This is a genomic window from uncultured Salinicola sp., from assembly GCF_937921195.1.
Taxonomy (GTDB): domain Bacteria; phylum Pseudomonadota; class Gammaproteobacteria; order Pseudomonadales; family Halomonadaceae; genus Salinicola.
Window position 1 is genome coordinate 1 of the sequence record NZ_CALFQK010000193.1, and the last position, 23011, is coordinate 23011.

General features: G+C 63.5%; 18 protein-coding genes. 13 read left to right on the forward strand and 5 right to left on the reverse strand.

The window, feature by feature from the left end; genetic code table 11:
* From Q0602_RS22825 to Q0602_RS22850, 6 genes are all read left to right on the forward strand, one after another.
* On the forward strand, positions 1 to 896 hold an 896-nt coding region (locus tag Q0602_RS22825), incomplete at its 5' end, for an NtaA/DmoA family FMN-dependent monooxygenase (RefSeq protein ID WP_298848308.1).
* Positions 897 to 947: 51 nt separating this feature from the next.
* Positions 948 to 2171: an acyl-CoA dehydrogenase family protein gene (locus Q0602_RS22830; RefSeq protein ID WP_298848309.1), complete on the forward strand. Its 1224-nt coding sequence runs from the start codon at positions 948 to 950 to the stop codon at positions 2169 to 2171.
* Between the two features lie 46 nt (positions 2172 to 2217).
* The gene (locus Q0602_RS22835; RefSeq protein WP_298848310.1) at positions 2218 to 3183 is read left to right on the forward strand and encodes an aliphatic sulfonate ABC transporter substrate-binding protein; all 966 of its coding nucleotides are present in this window, start codon (positions 2218 to 2220) and stop codon (positions 3181 to 3183) included.
* A 669-nt stretch (positions 3184 to 3852) separates the two neighbouring features.
* Positions 3853 to 4899, forward strand: a complete 1047-nt coding sequence (locus Q0602_RS22840; protein ID WP_298848311.1) for an ABC transporter substrate-binding protein — start codon at positions 3853 to 3855, stop codon at positions 4897 to 4899.
* 63 nt (positions 4900 to 4962) lie between these two features.
* Positions 4963 to 5796 carry an ABC transporter permease gene (locus Q0602_RS22845; protein WP_298848312.1) on the forward strand — a complete coding sequence of 278 codons (834 nt, stop codon included), beginning with the start codon at positions 4963 to 4965 and terminating at the stop codon, positions 5794 to 5796.
* Complete coding sequence (locus tag Q0602_RS22850) at positions 5789 to 6607, forward strand: ABC transporter ATP-binding protein (protein WP_298848314.1); 819 nt, start codon at positions 5789 to 5791, stop codon at positions 6605 to 6607. Before Q0602_RS22845 ends, Q0602_RS22850 begins: the two co-directional genes overlap by 8 nt.
* An 87-nt stretch (positions 6608 to 6694) precedes the next feature.
* Here the strand turns inward: Q0602_RS22850 and Q0602_RS22855 are convergent, their stop codons facing one another.
* From Q0602_RS22855 to Q0602_RS22865, 3 genes are all read right to left on the reverse strand, one after another.
* Positions 6695 to 7627 (reverse strand): 2OG-Fe(II) oxygenase family protein, encoded by a 933-nt coding sequence (locus Q0602_RS22855; protein WP_298848316.1) that lies wholly within the window; start codon positions 7625 to 7627, stop codon positions 6695 to 6697.
* 65 nt (positions 7628 to 7692) lie between these two features.
* Positions 7693 to 9048 carry an LLM class flavin-dependent oxidoreductase gene (locus Q0602_RS22860; RefSeq protein ID WP_298848318.1) on the reverse strand — a complete coding sequence of 452 codons (1356 nt, stop codon included), beginning with the start codon at positions 9046 to 9048 and terminating at the stop codon, positions 7693 to 7695.
* Positions 9049 to 9096: 48 nt separating this feature from the next.
* A complete protein-coding gene (locus tag Q0602_RS22865; protein WP_298848320.1) occupies positions 9097 to 9930 on the reverse strand; it encodes a class II glutamine amidotransferase in 834 nt (277 codons plus the stop codon).
* A 694-nt stretch (positions 9931 to 10624) separates the two neighbouring features.
* Here Q0602_RS22865 and Q0602_RS22870 point away from each other — a divergent pair.
* On the forward strand, positions 10625 to 11851 hold the full coding sequence (locus Q0602_RS22870; RefSeq protein WP_298848322.1) for an acyl-CoA dehydrogenase family protein: 1227 nt from the start codon (positions 10625 to 10627) through the stop codon (positions 11849 to 11851).
* A gap of 94 nt (positions 11852 to 11945) precedes the next feature.
* Entirely contained in the window at positions 11946 to 12881 is a 936-nt protein-coding gene (locus tag Q0602_RS22875) for an ABC transporter substrate-binding protein (protein ID WP_298848324.1), read from the forward strand.
* Between the two features lie 15 nt (positions 12882 to 12896).
* Here Q0602_RS22875 and Q0602_RS22880 read toward each other — a convergent pair whose 3' ends face one another.
* Positions 12897 to 13721: an alpha/beta hydrolase fold domain-containing protein gene (locus Q0602_RS22880; protein ID WP_298848325.1), complete on the reverse strand. Its 825-nt coding sequence runs from the start codon at positions 13719 to 13721 to the stop codon at positions 12897 to 12899.
* A 175-nt stretch (positions 13722 to 13896) separates the two neighbouring features.
* Here Q0602_RS22880 and mtgA point away from each other — a divergent pair, with 175 nt between their 5' ends.
* The gene (gene mtgA, locus Q0602_RS22885) at positions 13897 to 14604 is read left to right on the forward strand and encodes a monofunctional biosynthetic peptidoglycan transglycosylase (RefSeq protein WP_298848326.1); all 708 of its coding nucleotides are present in this window, start codon (positions 13897 to 13899) and stop codon (positions 14602 to 14604) included.
* Between the two features lie 13 nt (positions 14605 to 14617).
* On the opposite strand, the gene Q0602_RS22890 is transcribed toward mtgA, so the two are convergent.
* Entirely contained in the window at positions 14618 to 15313 is a 696-nt protein-coding gene (locus tag Q0602_RS22890; RefSeq protein ID WP_298848328.1) for a GntR family transcriptional regulator, read from the reverse strand.
* A gap of 274 nt (positions 15314 to 15587) precedes the next feature.
* Between Q0602_RS22890 and Q0602_RS22895 the strand changes: the two genes are divergently transcribed.
* The 4 genes from Q0602_RS22895 to Q0602_RS22910 all read left to right on the forward strand — a co-directional run bounded on the left by Q0602_RS22895 (position 15588) and on the right by Q0602_RS22910 (position 22754).
* Positions 15588 to 16859, forward strand: coding sequence for an aminotransferase class V-fold PLP-dependent enzyme (locus tag Q0602_RS22895; protein WP_298848330.1), 1272 nt, complete (start codon positions 15588 to 15590; stop codon positions 16857 to 16859).
* Between the two features lie 12 nt (positions 16860 to 16871).
* Positions 16872 to 19904 (forward strand): FAD-binding and (Fe-S)-binding domain-containing protein, encoded by a 3033-nt coding sequence (locus Q0602_RS22900; RefSeq protein WP_298848331.1) that lies wholly within the window; start codon positions 16872 to 16874, stop codon positions 19902 to 19904.
* Positions 19905 to 20169: 265 nt separating this feature from the next.
* On the forward strand, positions 20170 to 21729 hold the full coding sequence (locus Q0602_RS22905; RefSeq protein WP_298848333.1) for a sodium/solute symporter: 1560 nt from the start codon (positions 20170 to 20172) through the stop codon (positions 21727 to 21729).
* A gap of 95 nt (positions 21730 to 21824) precedes the next feature.
* Positions 21825 to 22754, forward strand: a complete 930-nt coding sequence (locus Q0602_RS22910) for a Gfo/Idh/MocA family oxidoreductase (protein WP_298848335.1) — start codon at positions 21825 to 21827, stop codon at positions 22752 to 22754.
* Positions 22755 to 23011: the final 257 nt, after the last annotated feature.

Sequence of the window (23011 nt, forward strand, 5' to 3'; positions counted from 1 at the left end):
ATGAGCGTCACTTGGATCACGATCTTCGCTACGACCGCGCCGACGAGTTCGTCGACGTGGCTTGCCAGCTATGGGACTCCTGGGCGCCCGCGGCACTGAAGCTGGACCGTGAAGCGGGCGTGCTGGCCGATCCCGACGCAGTCCGGGCCGTCGACCATCAGGGCGAATGGTTTCGCGTCGAGGGGCCGCTGAACATTCCCCGCAGCCCTCAGGGTCGCCCGGTGTTGATCCAGGCCGGTTCCTCGGGCAGAGGGCGTCGGTTCGGGGCGCGCTGGGCGGAGGCGATCTTCACCATTCATGCCGATATCCCCGCCGCCCGGGCCTTTCGCCAGGATGTTCGTCGGCTGGTCGTCGAACAGGGGCGCGCGCCGGACACCTGCAAGGTGCTGACCGCGGTCATGCCGTTCATCGGCGGAAGCGAAGCGGAGGCCCGTGCCAAGCGAGATCATCACAATGCCCTGGCGCGCCCGGAACTCGGTCTGATCACGCTCGCCTCGCAGATCAATTTTGACCTTTCAGGATTCACGCTCGACACGCGTCTCGAGACGGTGGCGCGCGACCCACGAACGCCCGTGGCGGCGGCCGAGAAACTCCTTTACCAGGGGGCTCAAGTTACCCTGCGCGAACTGGGTGAGCGCTTCGCCAGCAGCGTGCGGGTACCGCAGCTCGTCGGCACCGGTGAGCAGATTGCGGAGACGCTGACGCAGTGGTTCGAGGCCGGCGCCTGCGACGGCTTCGTCATCTCGCCGGGCTATCTCCCCGGTTCCTTCGACGAGTTCGTCGAAAGCGTGGTACCGCATCTGCAGCGCCGCGGTGTCTTCCGCAGCGCCTACACGGGTAGCACCCTGCGGGAGCACCTGGGCCTGATCGAGCCAGCGCATCGCGAGCGTCGTTGAGTGCGGCGCGATCCGATCCATGACCCCATTCACGAGAAGGACAGGCAATACATGACACAGACCGATGTCGGTTGGGGCGCGCCGCCTTCCTCCCGCTACGGCAAGCTCGCACAGCGTTTTCGTCCACTGTTCGAGGAGCTTGGCGCTGGCGCGGTAAACCGCGAGATCGAGGGGCGGGCGCTGGACGCCGAGATACAGGCCCTCAAGGCGAGCGGCTTTCTGGGCCTGAGGGTGCCCGGAGAGGACGGAGAACCGGGGGTTGGTCTTCCGGAGCTTTTTGCCCTGCTGATCGAGCTTTCCGCGGCGGACTCCAACCTGACACAATCCATTCGGGGACACTTTGGATTCGTGGAGACGCTGCTCGTCTCATCGCGGCAGGCACGGCGAGACCGCTGGTTTTCCCGCATCGAACGGGGCGAAATGGTAGGTCCAGCGCGCAGCGAGGCGGGCGCTTCCGCACGGGCTCATTTCGGTACCCGGCTGGTTCCCGCTGCGGACGAGAACTGGCGACTCGTCGGCGAAAAGTTCTACACCACTGGCTGCCGCTACGCGGACTGGATCGACGTCAGCGCGACGGGCCCCGACGACCGAACCTATACCGTGGCGGTGGCGCGCGAGGCAGCGGGCGTGGAGGTGCTTGATGACTGGAACGGCTTCGGACAGACCCTAACGGCCAGCGGCGGGATCCGTTTCCGTGACGTTCCTGTGGCGGAAGCGCCGATTCCCGACGACGAGCGCTTTCCCCATGCACAGGCGTTCTTCCAGCTCTTCCACCTCGCCACGCTGGCCGGTATCGGGCGAGCGATGAGCGATGAGTTGGCGCAGGCGGTAGCCGTGAGAACCCGGACCTATACCCATGGCAACGGGGATCGAGTATCACAGGATCCGCAGATTCTGCAGGTGGTGGGCAGCGTGCGCAGCGCGGCCTATTGCGCCGGCGCGATCGTGACGACGTTGTCGCAGGCGCTGCAGCGCGCCTTCGAGGCAGCAGTCGCGGGTGAGGAGCGGGCCACAGCCGACGCCGTGGCGTTGGCCGATCTCGAGGTGGCCCAGGCTCAGACGGTGATCTCGCAGCTGATCATCGAGGCGGCCGGTCAAGGCTTCGATGCGCTGGGGGCCTCGGCGGTGCTGCGCACCCAGGGATTCGATCGGTTCTGGCGCAATGCCCGTACCCTCGCCTCGCACAACCCGCAGGTCTACAAGGCGCGCATCGTCGGCGACTATGCCGTCAACGGCACTCCGCATCCTGGGCAGTGGCGGGTGGGTGTGGCCTGAAGCGATGCCGCAAACGATTCGATACTACTACCGAGGGAACGAGGATATGAGCTTGTGGTTTCGGTTTTTGCTCGTCCTGGTGCTGCCGCCGGCATTGATGCTGGGCGCGGCTGGCGCCCGGGCGGAGACCGTGGATATCGGCTATCAGCGCTCGTCGTCGCTGTTCATCCTGCTCAAGCGCAGCGGCGAGCTGGAAGCGCGGCTCGCGCCGCTGGGATATGACGTGAACTGGCACGAATTCACCGCGGGACTGCTCGATGCGCTCAATGCCGGCAGCGTCGACCTGAACGCGGACGTCGCCGACGCCTTTGCACTGTTCTCCCAGGCGGCCAACGCGCCGCTGACCTATTACGCGCGGGAGGATCGAGCGCCGCAGGGTCAGGGCGTGCTGGTCGCGAAAGACGCCGACATTCGCTTGTTGTCCGACCTGAAGGGCAAGCGGGTGGCGGTCAGCCGTGGCTCAGGCAGCCATTTCCTGTTGCTCCGGGCACTGCAGCACGTCGGTTTGACCGACAAGGACATCGACATACGCTATCTGCCGGCGCCGGATGGCCTGGCGGCCTTCTCCCAGGGTGACGTCGATGCCATCTCGATCTGGGATCCCTTTCAGTCGGTACTGCTGCGTTCGGGCGATGTGCGATCGCTCACCGACCACGCGCCGGAGCTGGCCGAGTACTACCGTTTCTACACCGCTACCACGGCCTTCGCCAAGGCCCATCCGGAAGTGCTCCAGGTCGTGTTCGACGCGCTTGTCGAGCAGGGCAAATGGGTCAAGTCGCATCCGCATGAGGCGGCTGAGATCCTTGCTCCGCTGTGGGGCAATCTGCCGGTCAAGACCGTCGAGCTGGCCAACAGCCACCGCAGCTACCGTATCCTGCCGGTCGACAAGAGTGACCTGCAGGAGCAGCAGCGCATCGCGGATACCTACCATGAGCTCGGCATCATTCCCGAGTCACTGAAGGCAACCGACATCGGGGTATGGACACCGCAAGCCGATCACGAGCGCGAATGACCCGTTTCACGAGAGAGTGGGATACTGAATGTCTCATGACACCACCAGATAGCTCCATTTCAACGTCAACGCCTGGCTGCAGGGATTCGCTCGGTCAGCCTGGCGGGTGCCCGGATTGCCACTAAGGTATTTATCGATATCGGGCATTACATCGCGATGGTTATTGACTCGTTGCGCCGGAAAAGTGCGCACGCCCAAGATGGCAGAGCCACCGCCATTTTTTCGATAACGACAGTCTGTATGATTATCTTACACAATGCTTATATCGACCCTCGGATCAAGTAAATCGTTCATATCTGCATGAGGTGCGTTCAAGAATCGTCCTCTGTCTAGTCGGCTTGAAAGATTCGGCGCTGTAGTAGAGTTTGGCTCGTTTTAACGCATCCGTGGGTCGAGAATGAAGGCGGTGAATCTGTTGATTTAATTTTCGCCTTAGAATTGCTGGGTATGCTCGTCATGCGGTTTCAAAATCGCATGACTCCTTTGATTCGGGTAAGAGTTTCAGACTCGTCATGGCTAGATGCAAAAGCTGTTTTGGTTAAGCTTCTCGATTATCGTTATTTTGCCTTTCCAGAGTTTTTCGTTAGCCTCCTGTTTGCGGGTGGTTAAAGAAAAACCAAGGGGACTGGTATCATGATGGGGTTATCGAAGATAAGTAGAAAACATGTAGTGTTGTCGCTGGCGATGATCGCTGGCAGCTGGCAGCAGGCTCATGCGCAGGAAGAGACACTCGAGAGTATCAATCTCCAGGAAACGCCATGGACGGTCATTGCTGAAGAAACCGGCATCTTCGACGAGGAGTTCTCCAGGGTCGGCGTCAATAACGTCAACCTCGTGGCGGAGGGGGCGGCCGAGATGATTGGTGCGGAGACTGCTGCGGTGAAACAGGGAGCGCTTGCGATCGCGCAGCGAATGATCTACCCGGCCACCGTGCACAAAGCCAATGGCGTGGACAGCGTCATCGTTTGGTCGTCGGGTCCTTCCAATCGCTATCGTGCCCCGATTCTGGCATCCGCGGCGAATGACGAAGTGAATACCCTCGAAGACCTCGAAGACCTCGAAGGCAAGAAGCTGGGCAGTAGTCGTGTCAGTTGCTACTGGTCGTCGCCTTTCGAAGCGCTGGACGTCGCCGGGCTGCCCATGGATACCCGCGAGCGGCGCGGCAAGGTGCGTTACTCCTCGATCGACAATACCGCTGTTGCGCTTTCCGCCGTTCTCTCCGGTGCGTTGGATGCCACGGCAGTGCATCTCGCCGCGGGCAACGCCACCGGGGCCTGGCTGTCGGGGAAATTCAAGATTATCGGACACTCGCCGGCGGACGGCGTTTACGTCAATCACGCGGGACGCGTGACCTATTTCGCAACGAGAGCTTTCTCACAGGCGCACCCTGAAGCGATACAGGCTTTCCTGAAGGCGCGAGAGAGGACGATGATCTGGGCGACGGACCACGTCGAGGATGCCGCGGAAATCGTGTCCAGGCGTCTTCGCCTGCCGCTCGACGTGGCCCGCTTCCAGATCACGACCAAGGGGCAGTGGGAGTTCATGTCCAGCGAGCCCAGCGCAGAGAGCGTCCGCAACTCGATTGCCACTTTTCAACGCTGGTATATCGATCATGGCGATACGATCCTGGCGGCGCATCACCTGAGCGAGGACGAGCTCGATGATTTCGTCGATGATCGCTTCTTCGAGGGTGGCGAATACTCCATCTATCTATGAAGTTTCAGCATGCCCATCGGGTTGGGTCGCGGACGACGGATTCGGCAATCGACAGGTGAATTGATGGATACGGTTTCGCAAAAGGGTAGACAGATTGGGCTGGCCGGTGGTGTGGAAAGTGTGGAAAGTGCTAGAGGTCTTTCCCTCACCTGGGTGATAGGCACCATTCTTCCCCTCGTCATTCTGGCGTCGTGGCAACTGGCGTCGTCTCGAGAGTGGGTCGATCCTGTCTTTCTGCCGGCTCCCAGCACCGTGGTGACGGCGTTCTGGACGATGCTGACGCAGCAGGATCTGATCCTCGATTTCCTTGTCAGCATCAATATCGTCATACAGGGATTTGTCTACGGTGCGGTGGCGGCGGTGGTCCTCGGCATCGCCGCCGGACTTTCGAAACGCTTCGAGCAATTTGTCTCGCCGACGTTCAATACCATCCGTCATATCCCCGGTATTGCCTGGTTGCCACTGATTGTCCTGTGGCTCGGCCTCGGTGCTCCTGCAAAGATTCTCGTCATTTCAAAAACCGTGTTCTTTCCGGTTTTTCTCAACACGCTGCAGGGCGTGAGAGGTGTCGACGAGAAATACATCGAACTGTCCAGAGTGCTGAAGATGTCCCGCTTTCAACTGATCAGAAAGATCGTCCTGCCGGCGGCGACGCCATCGATCATGGTGTCGCTGCGGTACGCTGCCGGCCTGGCATGGGCGCTGGTGGTCGTGGCGGAGGGGCTGAGCGGTCTGCAGGGGCTGGGATTTCTGATCTTTCGGGCCCAGGGCCTGTTGCTCACCGATCAGCTTCTGGTTTGCATGGTCTTGATCGGGCTGGTGGGATTTGTCATCGATCGCTCGATGTACGTTGCCGAGCGACGCATTCTGAGATGGAGGCAGGGGTTCGATGGATAGAACATCCGAAACGGCGGGGGCTGATGCGGAGCCATGGGAAGATCATCGGCTGAAAATACGCGGTCTTTCCAAGCGCTTTTCGATTCCTGGTCGACGACCACTGGAGGTGATTCAGAATGCCAATCTGGATATTGCGCCGGGTGAGTTTGTTTCCCTGGTTGGACCGAGCGGTTGCGGAAAATCCACTCTGTTGCGACTAATCGCCGGCATTGATGGCGACTATCAGGGGCGCATCGAGTTCGAGGGTCGACTCATCGAGGGGCCGGGGTTGGATCGGGGGATCGTCTTTCAGGATCATCGACTGCTGCCGTGGCTCACCCTCGCCAAGAATATCGAACTTGGACTGCTCAATGCCGATTACTCGGCGCAAGAGCAGCGGCATCTCGTGCAGTCCCATATCGAGCTCGTTGGTCTGGGCGGGTTCGAAGAGGCGTGGCCACACGAACTCTCTGGTGGCATGGCCCAGCGTGGGGCGATCGCCCGAGGTCTTGTCAGCCAGCCGAGTCTGCTGCTCATGGACGAGCCATTCGGGGCGCTGGATGCCCTGACGAGAGTCCATCTTCAGGGGGAGTTGCTCTCGATATGGCGTGCCGAAGGCATCTCCATGCTGCTGGTGACCCATGACGTCGACGAGGCCATCTTCCTCAGCAATCGTGTCGTGGTAATGGGCAGCAATCCAGGGCGTATCGTCCGGGTATTCGAGATCGGGTCTGAGGTCAGAGCCAACCGAACGGGGGACGAGTTCAATCATCTCAAGCAGCAGGTGCTCGAAGCGATGGGAGAGATCAGCGAGTCGGTGTTTGTCGTGTAAGGGACCTGCCGTCCTGACCTTTTTGACGCCGTCGAGAAGGCAATGCAGGATGCGACGTAGCGTACCATGGACCTGATGACGCCGAGCCTATGACAAGACATTGGCATAGTGGCGTGCAGCGACGTCCGGGTGCGAGCGCAGTCGCCCCTTGATGGCGTTAGGGCCGATCTCGCGAAACAGCGGGTTGTCGGGGTCACTTTCCGATCCCTTGGCGTCGGCCGCGAGATGGGCCAGCAGTGGCAGTAGCGGCACGCTGCCTGCAAGGCAGGGAGAGAGGAAGTGGCCGATCGACAACCGCGTGACGCCGGCGGGCGGGGCAATGACCCGATGCAGCGTCGCGCGCAGATAGCCGTTGGTGGCCAGCTCCAGCATTTCGCCGATATTGACCACGAACGCGCGTTCTTTCGGCGGTACGTCTTGCCACTCTTCGTGGCGTTCCACCTGAAGACCACCATGCTCGTCCTGCAACAGCAGGGTCAGGATGCCCGCATCCTTGTGTGCGCCGACGCCCTGTCGGTGGTGCACGTCATCGCTGCCTGGATCGCGAATCAGTTTTAGTAACTGGGCGGGTACCCCGTCGATTAGGCTGTCCAGAGCGTCAGCGGGCTGTTCGAGCGCTTCGGCGAAGGTACGTAGAAGACGTATAGCGATCGCTCTCAGGCGCGCCGACCAGTTGAGCGTGACCGGCTTGAGCGCCGGCAGACCGTGCGGCCACTGGTTGGGCCCCTGGAGCCGACGCCAGGACGGTGCGCCTTCTTCGATCGGCAGCGCCGGCAGTTCCGCGCCGATGTCGATCTGCTCGCGGCGATCCGGTCGGCCGCGGGTGAGCTCCTGATCGAGCCGGGTGTAGCCCCGGAAGTGCGGGAATTGACCATGGCTATCGCGTCCTTGTCGGCCTGTGGCAGGGCAAAGAAACGACGCGCCGATGGGATACCGCTCTCGGGGACTCGCAGATCGATGACGGGAAGGGTGCCGTATGGCGCTGGCGCTGGCGCGGTCATGGGAACCTCGTGAATCCAAAAACGAAGATACCTTGAAAGACAATGCGGATCGGTCGCGTTCAGAGGTCGTTTCCGGCGCATTTCTCAGCGTCGTGATGCCGCTGCGGGATGATAAATAGGGAGCCGGTCGCCACGGCCGAACAGCTTATGGCGTAGCGTACCTTCCTCGTAACTCGTGCGGTAGCGCCCACGCCGCTGCAACTCGGGAACCACGAACTCGATAAAGTCGGCGTAGCTTTCCGGGGTGACGATACGCGTGAGGTTGAAGCCGTCGACGTCGGCCTCGTCGATCCAGCTCTCCAGGGCATCGGCGATATCGGCTGCATTGCCCACCAGCACCGGGTAGCGGCTGCCGAGTTGCAGACTCTCGAGCAGCTTGCGGCGCGTCATGCCACTACCATTGGCGCTCGTTGCGGCAGACTGAATGGCGTTGCCATGGCCGACATCGATCGGCTCGTCCAGCGCGAAACGCGAGAGGTCCACGCCCAGACTGCTGGAAAAGTGGGCGAGGCCTGCTTCCGGGCTGGCGTAGCGGGCATAGTCGCGATATTTCGCCTCGGCCAGCCGGCGCGTACCGTCCACCACCACGCTGATACCCGGAAAGACCTTAATATCGGCGGGGTCGCGACCCACATGCGCGGCATCGCGACGCAGCTCGGCCACGAAGCGCGCTGCGGCGACTCGATCCTGGCCGCTGATGAAGACGGCTTCCGCGTGACGGGCCGCGAACTGGCGGCCGCGTCTGGAACTGCCCGCCTGATAGATGACCGGGCTGCGCTGTGGCGAGGGCTCGCAGAGATGATAACCATTGCAGCGGTAGAAGGGTCCCTCGTGGGCGACGGGGTGAATCCGGGTCGGGTCGCTGAATACTCGTCGCTCCCGATCACGCGGCACGGCGTCGTCTTCCCAACTTCCCTCCCAGAGCCGATAGGTCAGGGCCAGATAGTCCTCCGCGCGATCATAGCGTTCATCATGGCGGGCTAGCCCTTCCTGACCCATGGCACGCGCGGCGCTGTCGAGATAGCCGGTCACCACGTTCCAGCCAATGCGTCCCTCGGTCAGATGATCCAGTGTCGAGAGGCGGCGTGTCAGCAGGTAGGGCGGCTCGTGGCTGAGGTTGGCGGTCAGGCCGAACCCCAAATGGCGGGTTACCGCGGCCATGGCGGAGACCGGCATGAACGGATCGTTGACCGGAAGCTGCACGGCCTCCTCGGCGGTAAGACGGATACTGCCTTCGAAAACATCGTAGGCGCCCAGGATATCGGCCAAAAAGAGCGCATCGAACAGGCCGCGCTCGAGCAGTTGGGCAAGTTCCGTCCAGTAGGCGAGCGAGCGGTAGTCGCCGGAGCGGTCCCGCGGATGTGACCATAGCCCGTGATGGATATGGCCCACGCAGTTCATGTTGAAGGCGTTGATACGAATGGGCTTGCGAGACGACATATCGCTCCCGTGTCGGATCGGAAGGGGTAAGGGCTGGTGGCGATCCTGTCAGGCGCTGGCGGCCAGCGCCGGCAGGCCCTCTTCGCACCAGTCTGGCGCCATCTCTTCGGTGATATAGAGGCGTTGGCCAGCGTGGAACAGGGCCAGCTCACCCACACCGAAGCGCTGCCACCGATGTCCTTCGGTGACGGGATGGGTGGCTACGATGATGAATCGTTCGTTGGCGTGGTGCAGGGCACCGGTGTCGATCTGCTCGTTGCAGTCGATCAGCCGGACCCGTGAGGTGCCGGGTGGGTGCGTGGTCCAGTGCAGATCGGTAGTGGCATGCGCGAACATCAGATCGTCGACGGTCAGGATGAAATTGAAGGTGCCGTGACGGGCGATATCGGTCGCGATTTCCTGCAGTGCGTCGAACAGCGCCGGGAGCGGCGGAGAGATATCACCGAAGCGATCGACGAGTCGTGTGAGTATCGACGCGAAGGCCGTTTCGCTGTCGGTCGTGCCGGAGGGACGAAAGCGGCTGGCAATCTCAGGGTCGAACGCCTTCAGGTCGCCGTTATGGGCAAAGAAGAACCGCTTCCCCCACAGCGTACGGGTGAAGGGATGGCTGTTGGCGTCCTCGATTGCGCCAATCGTCGCCTTGCGGATATGCGCCATGAGGTTGCGTGAGCGGGTGCTGCCGCCGGCAAGGGTATTCGCGTGCTGGCAGCGGAACGCGCTCGAGGCGTGAACCTTGAGGTGAGCCCGTCCGTCCTCGGCACGATAGGCGATGCCCCAGCCATCCTCGTGATCGCTGGTCCCCCCGCCGCGGCAAAAAAAGCCTCGCAGCAGATAGTTGGGTGCGATGGGGTGCAGACTGTTGATGCCGAATATCTGACACATTGGACTTGGCCCTCATGATCACATGTCGATGCTGCATCACGGGCGTGTGAAATCGAACCAAGAAAATCGACTATCTATATCAACATCGACGAGGACCGATATTCACGCCGACCGACATCCACACTGATCGCTTGCTCATCCATCCGCCTGTCTGCCACGAAGGCTAACCCCGACGGAGAGGGCCCGGTCTGCGTGCACGTCGAGCGCCGCTGAAGTTCAAACGGATGGCGGGTGACGGATAAAAAAGCACCCCCGATGGCGGGTGGGAGAGGCGTCGCGAGTTATTACTGCATTGGCAAGATGTCACTGCGCCGACGACGATGGAAATTGAAATTTTGCTTTTGCAGTCTCTGAAAAGGTTATGCCGCACGGAGGCATCAAGGCGGCTTGTCGAAGATGAAGATATCTTTGTCAGTGGCGGGCTCATGGGACAGGGTCCATACGTTGGACTTCGCTGCCTTTACTCATTCTAAAAACTTATTTGTACCGAATTTTCAGGAGTGTCATTTTTGGCCCTGCCGCGAGTCGATTGCCGTCGCGGTGAGACTTCTCCGGGCTTTCCATCAGCCCTACATTGTCCCGACGCGGTTTGTCAGTCCGCCGCGTTTCATCGATGCGGTCGATGACGCCGGCCTCCTGCCCGACGCAAGGCGTACCAGATCGCTCGCCGCATCCGCCACAGGAAGGTTTCTATATGCCCGATGCCACCGCTACCCCTTTCGATGCCGCCGTCGAAGAGAAAACGCTCGACGACGGTGCCGATCACTGGCTGACGGTGGCCGACAGCGTCGCCGAGCGTCTCGCCGAAACGGCGGTCGAGCGGGATCGGCGCGGCGGTCACGCAGCCGAGGCGCGTGAACTCCTGCGCCAGCAGGGGTTGCTGCGTCTCTCGGTCCCGGCGTGGGCGGGTGGCGTCGGTGCCTCCTGGTCACTTATCTACCACGTCGTGCGCCGGATAGCCCGCACCGATTCGGCGCTGGCGCATCTGCTGGCGTTTCATCATCTCCAGGTCGGGTCCGTACTGCTCTACGGATCGCGCGCTCAGCAGTCCAGGCTGCTCGGCGGCACCGCGCGCGAGAACTGGTTCTGGGGCAACACGCTCAATCCGCTCGACCGACGCACGCTGGCGTCGGATCGCGCGGCGGGCGGATTCCTCTTCCATGGCGACAAGGGATTCTGCTCGGGTGCCCTGGGGTCGGACTACTTGACCGCGTCGGCCTGGTATGAAGCGAGCCAAAGTCTGGTGGTGGCGGCGATTCCGACCGGCCGACGCGGGATCACGGTCCACGATGACTGGGATGCCATGGGTCAGCGTCAGACGGACAGCGGCACGGTGACCTTCGACTCTGTTGTGGTCGAGCCGGAGGAGGTGCTGATCGCGCCCGGTGCGCCATGGACGCCGGCAACGCAGTTCCGTTCCTGCCTGGCGCAACTGGTGCTGGTAAATCTCTATGTCGGTATCGCCGAGGGCGCGCTCGAGGAGGCGCGTCGCTATACGCTGGAGCAGGCGCGGCCGTGGCTCGCCGCTGGCGTCGACCGCGCCAGCGAGGACCCCTACACGCAGCGGCATTTCGGCGAGCTGTGGGTGAAATTACGCTGCGCTGAGGTGCTGGCGGATCTCGCCGGCAGTGTCGCCCAGCGCCATTTCGCGCAGGGCGACGCCATTACCGCGGCAGGGCGAGGAGAGACCGCGGTCGCCATCGCGGAAGCCAAGGTCGCGGCACATCAGGCGGTGCTGGACATCACCAGTCGTCTGTTCGACATCGCCGGCGCTAGAGCTACCCAGCGGCGCTTCGGCTTCGATCGCTTCTGGCGCAATGCAAGAACGCATACTCTGCATGATCCGGTGGACTATAAGATTCGTGACCTCGGTCGCTGGGCGTTGAATCGACATTTTCCGGAACCCACCGCCTATTCATGACGTTTTGTGCCAACTTCTTGTCTCATCGTGTAAAGTGATTTGCTTACAGGGGCGCAAAGTCTAAAGGGTCTTTTGCAATCCTTTAGGACTCTCCATGAATCGCGGTCGATCGCTACGTCTATTTTCTTTTCTGCCCCTGGCTCTGTTCGGCGCCGCCCCGGCGCAGGCCGATCTCGACACCGTGCATTTCGGTGTGCCGCCGTGGCCGGGCGTGACGGTGAAATCCGAGGTCGCTTCGCAGATTCTCGAGGCCATGGGCTACCAGACCCGGCAGAGCGAGCTGGCCGTCGGCGTCATTCTCAACGGCCTGGCCAACGATGATCTGGACGTCTATCTGGGCGGCTGGTACCCGATCGAGCAGGAGATGATCGATCCGCTGGTGGCCGACGACAAGGTCGACAAGGTGGCCAAGAACATCAGCAACGCCAATTCCGGCCTGGTCGTGCCCGAGTACGTCCACGAAGCGGGCGTCAACAGCGTTGCCGACCTCGATCGCTACAAGGATCGCTTCGACGGCGAGATCCAGGGTATCGAAGCGGGTACCGGCATCAATGACGCCATTCTCGCCGCGATCGACAAGGATGCGGCGGGGCTGGGCGACTGGCAGCTGCGGGAAAGTTCAACGGCCGCCATGCTGGCCTATGCCGATCAGAAAATCAGCGACAAGCAGTGGGTGACGTTCGTCGGCTGGGAACCGCACTGGATGAACGTCAGCTACGATCTCTACTATCTCGAAGATTCCGACGACAGCGGCGTGGCGCAGATCGAGAGCACCGTGTGGACCGTGGTACCGGCGGGCCTCGAGGCAGAGGACGCCAACCTCTATCGTTTCCTGTCGCAGTACCAGGTCGCCATCGCCGACCAGAACGATTGGGTCTACGAGTACAGTCACGAAGAGCGTCCCGCTGACGAGGTTGCCAGCGAGTGGATTCGCGACCATTACGAGACCGTGGCGCAATGGCTGGACGGCGTGACCACCAGGGATGGCAAACCCGCGATCGAGGCCGTCAAGGCGAAGCTGGATAGCTGAACGGACTGCGGCGATTCAGGCTTCGTCCTCGAGCCGCCGTGCTATCGCCTGGCAGAAATCCTGCCAGGCGATCCTCATCGCCGGTAGCTCCGCATGGCCGTGAAGGGCCGCGTGCACCATATCGGGCGCGCAGCGATAGCCTACCGATGCGCCGGCCCGGAGCCAGGCGTCGACAGCCCGTTCCAGCGGCCGCGTGAGGGGATCGCGCTCGGCGGAGAGGGCCTCGATGTTCGGGACTGGAGGTAGATTGGCCGGCACATCGGGGGCGCCAGGCGCCGCCATTCGCCATAGTGAGAGAATGTCCGCTCTCGACAGCAGTGGCGCGTCATCGCCCAGGTTCTCCCGCGTCGGCGCTCCCACCACCGGATAGATCAGGCCGAGCAATCCTTTCCACTCGCTGGTATGGGCGACATCGATCGCCAGCCGTCCGCCGGCGCTGTCGCCAATCACCGCACCTGGCGCGAGCGATTCGACCACGGCGCGACAATCTGCCAGCGCCTCGGCGTAGCTCGCTTCCGGCAGCAACCGATAGTCGACGCTGATCACCTCGCGCTGCAACCGCTCGGCCAGATTTGCGGTGATGCCGTGATGGCTGTCGACCGAGCCCAGGTTCCAGCCGCCGCCGTGCAGGTAGACGACAACGCCGGTCCGGCAGCGAGCGGGCAGGAATCGGCGGACTTTCACGTCGGCGAGACGCTCGTCGCGGAACCGCATCCCGCCAGGGTCGGCAGCGCGACGTCTCGCATGCAGGGCTTCATACGCACGGCGTTTCGCCGTCACCGCCGCCTCGGCGGCAACATCGGCGAGGCTGAACTGGTGGATGAAGTCGTCGATCCGCATCGGGTATCCTCTGTCGGTGGCTGCGGCTACCACGGTAATCGGCCGAACGGCACCATGCCAGCACGCGCGCCGGCGCACGGGTTACGACGAGACGATCGAGACGATCGAGACGAACCCATACCAGCAAGCCCTTGTTATACTGGGTGCCTACTTCTTCGAACACGAGCTCCCGTTCATGCCGTCAGGTTGGCCGCGCACGCTTCTTCGCTATCTGGTGATCGCCATCGCGGCCTTCGTGAGCTTGTCGGTGCTGTTCGTGCTGGTCTTCCGCTTCGTGCCGGTATTCGGCTCCATGGTGATGGTGGAGCGCAAGGTGAGCTCCTGGTTCCACGGCGACAACCTGGCCATCGAGCAGCAGTGGGAGCCGTGGTCCCGGCTATCGGACAACGCCAAGGTGGCGGTGATGGCGGGGGAGGACCAGCGCTTCCCCGAACACTGGGGTTTCGACGTGGCCCAGATCAAGCGCTCGCTCGCCAGCTGGTCGGACGGCGGCGACCTGCGCGGCGCCAGCACGCTGAGCCAGCAGACCGCCCGCAACCTGTTCCTGTGGACGGGGCGCAGCTGGATCCGCAAGGGGCTGGAAGCCTGGTTCACACTGCTGCTCGAGGCGCTATGGCCCAAGCAGCGCATCCTCGAGGTCTATCTCAATATCGCCGAGTGGGATACCGGCGTGTTCGGGCTGGAGGCGGCGGCGCAGCACTATTTCGGCACTTCCGCCGCCAATCTCAGCGTGTCCCAGGCCAGCCGACTCGCCGCGATACTGCCCAACCCCCGCGGCTGGAGCGCTTCCCAACCCTCGGCGCACGTCCAGCAGCGGGCGGCATGGATCCAGCGTCAGATGCGTCAGCTCGGCGGCACCGCCTTCCTGCAGCGCCTCGACTGATTCCCCGGCCTGCTCACTCGTCCGTCCAATCGGCCAGCACCGCGTCGCGTTTCTCCAGCAGGTGGCGCTCCATGAGTGCGCCCAACGCAGGCCCGTCACGCGCTTCCAGCGCGCGCAGCATGTCGCGATGTTCCTCCACCGCCTTGCGCCACTTGGCTTCCGAGCGATTGGAGGAGAGCCGCAGCGGGTGGAGGCGCCGGTTGAGCGATAGGTACGTCTGGCGCAGGGCGTCGTTGCGGGCAGCGTGGTTGATCAGGTCGTGAATCCGCTGATTGGCATGGTAGTAGGCGGGCAAGTCGTGGCGCTGCCAGTGGCCCAGCATCGCTTCATGGGCTTCACGCACGGCCGCCAGCTCTTCCACGGTGATCCTGAGGGATGCCAGCTCGCCGGAGAAACGCTCCAGCGCGCTCATCAGCTCGAAGGTGTCGCGAATCTCCTGGCGGGTCATGCGGGTCACGAAAGTGCCGTAGTTGGGCGAGATCGTCACCAGCTTCTCGGCGGCCAGCACGCGCAGCGCCTCGCGTAGGGGCGTGCGCGACACCGCCAGCCGCTCGGCCAGTTCGCGTTCGTTGATACGTTCGCCGGGTTCCAGGCCGCCTTCGGTGATCAGGTCGTGTAGCCGCTCCACGATCTTGTCGTGCAGCGCGGCGCGCTCGATGCGCAGTGGTCGTGCGTCGAGGCCGAGCGCCGTATCGTCGGATGTCTGCATGCATTGAACCCTGTTGGTTTCCCTTCTTTCTATCGCAAGCGTTCGATCGTGGCTACTGCGCATCGGCGGTCGACCGACCGATCTTCGACCCCGCCAACGGCCTCCGCGTTCCGCCGCCGAGCTATCGGTCGGGTCCTGCGACTTATGTCGTGGTTTGTCGGAGGGCGATTATTCGGCATATTGCGTAATGAATTCAAAAAACCATATGAGTGCCACAAACCGACGTGAGGCGTGCCGTTGGCTTCACTTCTGGTTTACCTCTGGAGATGCCGCCATGCTCGAACTCGACCAACACCCTTCCGGCCGCCATTTTCTGCAGATCCCGGGGCCGTCGCCCGTGCCGGATCGCATCCTGCGGGCCATGAGTCTGCCGACCATCGATCATCGAGGCCCGGAGTTCGGTGAGCTGGGTCTGAAAGTGCTGGGAGGCATCCAGAAGATCTTCCAGACCCGGCACCCGGTGATCATCTACCCGGCCTCGGGTACCGGCGCCTGGGAAGCGGCGCTCTCCAATACGCTCAGTCCCGGCGACGCGGTGCTGATGTTCGAGACCGGGCATTTCGCCACGCTGTGGAAGCAGATGGCGCTGCGTCTCGGGATCCAGCCGGAGTTCCTCTCCTTGCCAGCGTCCCAGAGCTGGCGTCATGGCGTGCAGCCGAAGCTGATCGAGGAGCGCCTGCGGCAAGACCACGAGCATCGAATCAAGGCGGTGTGCGTGGTGCACAACGAGACCTCCACCGGGGTCACCAGCGATATCGCCGCCGTGCGCCGCGCCATCGACGCCGCCGATCACCCGGCGCTGCTGCTGGTCGACACCATCTCGGGGCTGGCGAGCGCCGACTACCGTCACGACGAGTGGGGCGTCGACGTCAGCGTTTCCGGATCGCAGAAAGGGTTGATGCTGCCCCCCGGAATCAGTTTCAACGCGCTGTCGCCCAAGGCGATCGAAGCCAGCCAGCGCTCGACCATGCCCCGGGGGTTCTGGGCCTGGGACGAGATTCTCGCCGCCAACGCCAATGGCTACTGGCCCTACACGCCGAGCACCAATCTGCTCTACGGCCTCAACGAGGCGCTGGACATGCTGCTGGAGGAGGGGCTGGAGCAGGTCTTCGCCCGCCACGAGCGCTGGGGAGAAGGCGTGCGGCGCGCCGTCAACGCCTGGGGACTGGAGATCCAGTGCCAGGAGCCGGCGCTCTATTCGCCGGTGTTGACCGGGGTGGTGACGCCGGAAGGCATCGATGCCGACGAGGTTCGTCGGACCATCTACGACCGGTTCGACCTGTCGCTGGGGACGGGACTTGGTAAGGCCAAGGGGAAGATGTTCCGCATTGGCCATCTCGGCGACTGCAACGACCTGACCCTGATCGCCACCCTTGGCGGTTGCGAGGCCGGGCTCAAGCTCTGCGGGGTCGAACTGTTCGGCAGCGGCGTGCAGGCCGCGCTGGACTTCTTCGCCGAGAACCCGGCGCCCGGCACGCCGGCGGCCCGCAAGCTGGCGACTCGCGAATCGGCGGGTCACTCACAGGCCGGTGCCGTTCGCGCCTGACAGGAGATCGCCATGAGCGTGATGCCGAGAAGTCCGGTCGCAAGACGGCCCCGACAAGCCGCCATGAGCGAATTCGAGCGTCGGCTGCGGGGTGAAATGAAAGGCGAAGTGGCGTTCGACGCCGGATCGCGCGGGCGCTACGCCACCGACGCCTCGATCTATCAGATCATGCCGCTGGGCGTCGTGGTGCCGAGGGACCAGCAGGATCTCTCCCTGGCGCTGGATATCGCCCGCGAGTTCGGCGCACCGGTGCTGCCGCGAGGCGGCGGCACCAGCCAGTGCGGGCAGACCGTCAACGAGGCGCTGGTGATCGACACCAGCCGCTGGCTGACCGGCATCGGCGACCTCGACCTCGAGGCCCGCACCGTCACGGTCGAGCCCGGCGTGGTGCTCGACCATCTCAACGCCTGGCTCAAGCCCCATGGGCTGTGGTTTCCGGTGGACGTCTCCACCTCGGCCCAGTGCACGCTCGGCGGCATGGCGGGCAACAACTCCTGCGGTTCGCGCTCGATCCGCTACGGCAACATGGTTCACAACGTGCTGGGGCTCGAGGCGACGCTGGCGGACGGCCGCGAGGCGGTGTTCGGCCGCTTCGACGAGATCGCGCCCGGCTCGGCGCTGGCGGGGCTGGCCGGTTCGGTGTTGGCCATTATCCAGCGCGAGGCGGCGGCGATCCGCGAGCACTATCCGCAGGTGCTGCGGCGGGTCGGCGGCTACAACCTGGACCTGTTCGACTGCCGCAATCCGATTCTCTACGACGCCGAAGGCCGGGCCAATTTCGCCCACCTGCTGATCGGCTCTGAGGGGACGCTGGCGTTCACGCGAAAGCTGACCCTGAAGCTGTCGCCGCTGCCGGTACACAAGGTGCTCGGCGTGGTCAACTTCCCGACCTTCTACCAGGCGATGGACATGACCCAGCACATCGTCGAGCTGGGCCCTGCCGCGGTGGAGCTGGTCGATCGCACCATGATCGAACTGGCGCTGGAGAATCCGGCGTTTCGGCCCACGGTGGAGAAGTCGCTGATCGGGCGTCCGGATGCGCTGCTGCTGGTGGAGTTCGCCGGCGAGGATCTCGATTCGCAGCTGCGCCAGTTGAAGGCGCTCGAGACGCTGATGGGCGATCTGGGGCTGCCGGGCAGCGTAGTCGGGTTGACCGCCGGCGCGGAGCAGTCGGCGCTATGGAACGTGCGCAAGGCCGGGCTCAACATCATGATGAGCATGAAGGGCGACGGCAAGCCCGTGTCGTTCATCGAGGATTGCGCGGTGCCGCTGGAGCACCTGGCCGAATACACCGAGCAGTTGACCGAAGTCTTCCATCGCCACGGCACCGAGGGCACCTGGTACGCCCATGCCAGCGTCGGCACGCTGCACGTGCGGCCGATTCTCGACATGCGTCGCGGCGGTGCCGCCAAGATGCGCGCGATTGCCGAGGAGGCCTCCGAACTGGTCCGCCGCTACAAGGGGGCCTACTCGGGAGAACACGGCGACGGCATCTGCCGTGGCGAATGGGTGGCGTGGCAGTTCGGCGCCGGGCTCAACGCCGCCTTCGGCGAGATCAAGCGGCTGTTCGATCCGGACAACCGCTTCAACCCCAACAAGATCGTCGACACGCCGAAGATGGATGACGCGCGACTGTTTCGCTTTCCCGCCGATCACCAGATCATTCCCGTTGCCACCGAGCTCGACTGGTCGGCCTGGGACGTGACCCGCGATCCGCTGAGCGGCGACCTGGGCGCACCGGGTAGCGGCGGCGACCCGGCCCACGGCCTCGCCAAGGCGGTGGAGATGTGCAACAACAACGGCCACTGCCGCAAGTTCGATGCCGGTACCATGTGCCCCAGCTACCGGATCAGCCGCGACGAGCGACATCTGACGCGGGGGCGTGCCAATACGCTGCGGCTGGTGCTGGCGGGCCAGATCGGCGACCGGGGCCTTGCCAGCGATGAAGTCGCCGACGCGCTGGATCTGTGCGTCTCCTGCAAGGGCTGCAAGCGCGACTGCCCGACCGGTGTCGACATGGCCAAGTTCAAGATCGAGGCGCGGGCTGTGCGGGCCAAGGAACAGGGTCTGAGCTGGCGCGACAAGCTGGTCTCCGAGCTGCCGCGCTACGCCCCCTGGATGCGCCATGTGGGCAAGATCGCCGCGCGCCTCGAGGAGATTTCCTGGCTGGGCGGGCGCGGCAAGCGCTGGCTGGGCTTCGCCGAGGCGCGCTCGCTGCCGGTCTTCAATGGGGATTATCTGCGAACGACACAGCGCACGACGAAGGGCACAGCGTCCCGCTCGGCGTCGCATCCGGTCGGGGAAGTGGTGCTGTTCGTCGATACCTTCAACAACTACTTCGAGGCGGACAACGCGCGGGCGGCACGGCGCGTGCTGGAAGCCGCGGGTTATCGGGTCCATTTCAACGTCCGTGAGGGCGAGCGGCCACTCTGTTGCGGACGAACCTACCTGGCGGCAGGGCGCGTGGATCGGGCCAAGGAAGAAGCACGCCGCACCCTCGAGACCCTGATGCCCTACGTCGAACGCGGCGTCAAGATCGTCGGGCTCGAGCCCTCGTGCCTGCTCACGCTGCGCGACGAGTTTCTGCACTTTGGTTTTGGTGATGAGGGGACGCGGCTGGCGGAGGCCGCCATGCTGTTCGAGGAGTTCCTGGTCGCGGAGAAGCAGGCGGGACGGCTGAACCTGGCACTCGAGCCGCTGGCGGTCAGCCAGGCCAAGGTCCACGGTCACTGTCATCAGAAAGCCTTCGATGCCTTTACGCCGGTGATGACGGTGCTGAACTGGATTCCCGGGCTCGAGGTCGAGGCGATCGTCTCTTCGTGTTGTGGCATGGCGGGCAGCTTCGGTTATGAGGCGGAGCATATCGAAGCCTCGCAACAGATGGCGGAGCTTTCGCTACTGCCGGCGGTTCGTGAAGCGGGCGAGGGCGCCTGGATCGTGGCCGACGGCACCAGCTGCCGCCATCAGATTCTCGACGGCGCCGGACGCGAGGCGCTGCACGTGGCAAGAGTGCTGGAGGCGTCTTTACCCGGCAATCCGCATTAGACATTGGTCGTATCTTTCGTATGACTGAAAAGGCCAATCGTCCCTGGTGATCTGGCAATGCCAAGGCGCTCGTCGACCATGCGGCGGGCGCCTTTTGCACTCCCGAGTCATGCAACCCGCTGTCCGGGAATGGAATTTCGACCGTGTGCTGACTAACCTTTGGATCGTGAACGCCTGAATGGGCGTCATCGCGACGGATGGCCATTGGTGCCATCGCGCCGACATCGCTCGCCAAAACAACCACAGATCAAAAGCGAACGCGCTCATGGATGATCTTCAATTCTGGGATTTTGCGGTCATCGCGGCCTATTTCCTGATCGTCACCTTCATCGGCTACAAGACGGCCCGGGGCAAGACCACGCCGGAGGAGCTGTTCCTGGCGGGGAGAAGCCTGGGCCCGCTGGCGATCGGCTTCTCGCTGTTCGCCTCCAATATCTCCTCGGACACGCTGATCGGCCTGCCCGGGGCCGCCTACCAGCACGGCATCTCCGCCGCCAACTACGAGTGGATGGCCGGCGTGGTGCTGATGTTCACCGCCATCTTCGTGCTGCCGGTACTGATGCGGGCCCGTATCACCACCATGCCGGAACTGATGGAGCGCCGCTTCGACTCCAGGCTGCGCAAGTATCTCTCGGTGATCACGCTGTTCCTGTCGATCATCCTCGATACCGCCGGCACGCTCTATGCCGGTGGCCTGATCGTCACCACCTTCATCCCCGGCACCAACCTGTGGGAGGTGTGCGCGCTGCTGGCGCTGTTCACCAGCATCTACACCGCCTTCGGCGGGCTGCGCGCGGTGGTCTACACCGACGTGATGCAGGCCTGCGTGCTGATCGGCGGGTCGGCGGCGATGACCTGGATCATCTTCGGCCACTTCGACTACAGCTGGTCGACGGTCAAGGAGGCGGTCAGCCCGGAGAAGCTGTCGCTGATTCGGCCGCTGGACGATCCCAGCGTGCCGTGGCTGGGCCTGATCACCGGGGTCCCGATCGTCGGCTTCTACTACTGGTCGATGAACCAGTACGTGGTTCAGCGTCTGCTGGGCGCGCGGGACATCCAGGCGGCGGGGCGGGCCTCGATCTTCGCCGCGGCGCTGAAGCTGTTGCCGATCTTCATCATGACCATTCCCGGGGCGATGGTGATTCCGCTGCTGCCGGGGCTCGAGCATCCCGATCAGGTCTATCCGAAAATGGTGCAGGAGTTCACACCGACCGGGCTTACCGGGTTGATCCTGGCCGGCCTGATCGCGGCGCTGATGTCGACACTCTCCTCGACGCTCAACTCCTCGGCGACGCTGCTGACGCTGGATTTCATCAAACCGGCAAGACCTGATCTCAGCGATGCCCAACTGGCCAGATGGGGGCGAATCTGTACCTTCATCCTGGCCGCCATCGCCGCGCTCTGGGGGCCGATGATCCAGTACTTCTCGGGGCTGTGGGCCTACCTGCAGCAGGTGTTCGCCTTCGTCGCCTCGCCGCTGGTGGCGACCTTCCTGATGGGGCTGTGGGTCAAGTCGCTGGGCTCGTCGGCGGCGCTGCGTGGTCTGGCCAGTGGTCATATTCTCAGCGCGATACTTTTCGTGCTGGTGGAGACCGGCGTGCTGCCGATCCACTTCACCATCATCGGCGGCATCCTGTTCGCGGCGACCGCGCTGTTCACCTGGCTCTGGAAGGTGCGACTCGGCGCCGGCGACCGGCCCGATGGCGAAGATGCACGGATCGCGGTCATCGCCAAAGAGGGATTGGAGCGGGTACCTCGTGATGTCATGATCGGCATCGTCATCGTCTCGGTGCTGACCGCCATCATCGTCTATCTGCTGCGCTGAGGGCGCCGCCGGGGCCGTTTTTCTCTCCAGGGTCGCTCGGTATGCCAATGCCGGGCGGCTTTCGATTTCAAGGCTGCTATCCACAAGGACCTGTCATGGACACCCTTCGTCTCGCGATCGTGGGCTACGGCAAGATCGCCCGCGATCAGCATCATCCGGCCATCGCCAATGATCCCCGCCATCGACTGACGGCCGTTGCCAGTCGCAACGCCTCCGTACCCGAGGTGGCAAATTTCGAGAGCCTCGAGGCGCTGCTGGAGCAGGGCCCCGAGATCGACGCGGTCTCGCTGTGCACGCCGGCCGGGGTTCGTACCCAGCAGGCGCGGCTGGCCATGGCCCACGGCAAGCACGTGATGCTGGAAAAGCCGCCCGGCGCCACGCTGGCCGAGATCGAAACCCTGCGCGAAGACGCCGAACGCCATGACGTCACGCTGTTCGCCTCCTGGCACTCCCGGCACGCCCACGGGGTGGCGGGTGCGAAGCGCTGGCTGGCGCAACGTCAGGTTCGCCGTGTCGATATCGAGTGGAAGGAGGACGTGCGGGTCTGGCACCCGGGGCAGGCCTGGATCTGGCAGCCGGGCGGCATGGGCGTGTTCGATCCCGGCATCAACGCGCTGTCGATCGCCACCGCGATCCTGCCGCGCCCGTTCCACCTGGTCGACGCCCAGTTGCAGGTGCCCGGCAACTGCCAGACGCCGATCGCCGCCTCGCTGGATTTCGTCGACGGCGAAAACGTGCCGATCCACGCCGAGTTCGATTTTCGCCAGCAGGGCACTCCGCCGATCTGGGAGATCCATGTCGAGACCGATGCCGGGCGGCTGACGCTGGAAGCGGGCGGCAGAAGGCTGTTGATCGACGGCGAGCTGCAGGAGGAAGGCCCAGACGCGGAATACGCCGGGCTCTATGCGCGTTTCGCCGAACTGATCGCCGAGGGTCGTTCCGACGTCGATGTCAGCCCGTTCCGGCATGTCGCCGATTCGCTGATGCTGGGCTATCGACACACCGTCGAGGACTTCGTCGAGTAGACGCCAGCTGCGAGACACGAGTCACGGGCTACGGGCTACGGGCTACGAGCTACGAGCTACGAGCTACGACTAAAGCGCTTCGAACGAGCGCCGGTTTCGGGGCGCTGTAGAAAGCAGCTACGAAAAGGGCCCGCGACTGACGTCGCTGGCCCTTTTCTTCGCTACAAGCACATGCTGGCTTTCGCGGCTCGCGGCTCGCGGCTCGCGGCTCGAAGCTTTAGCCGGTCATCGCCTGGGGCAGATACAGCACGATCTCC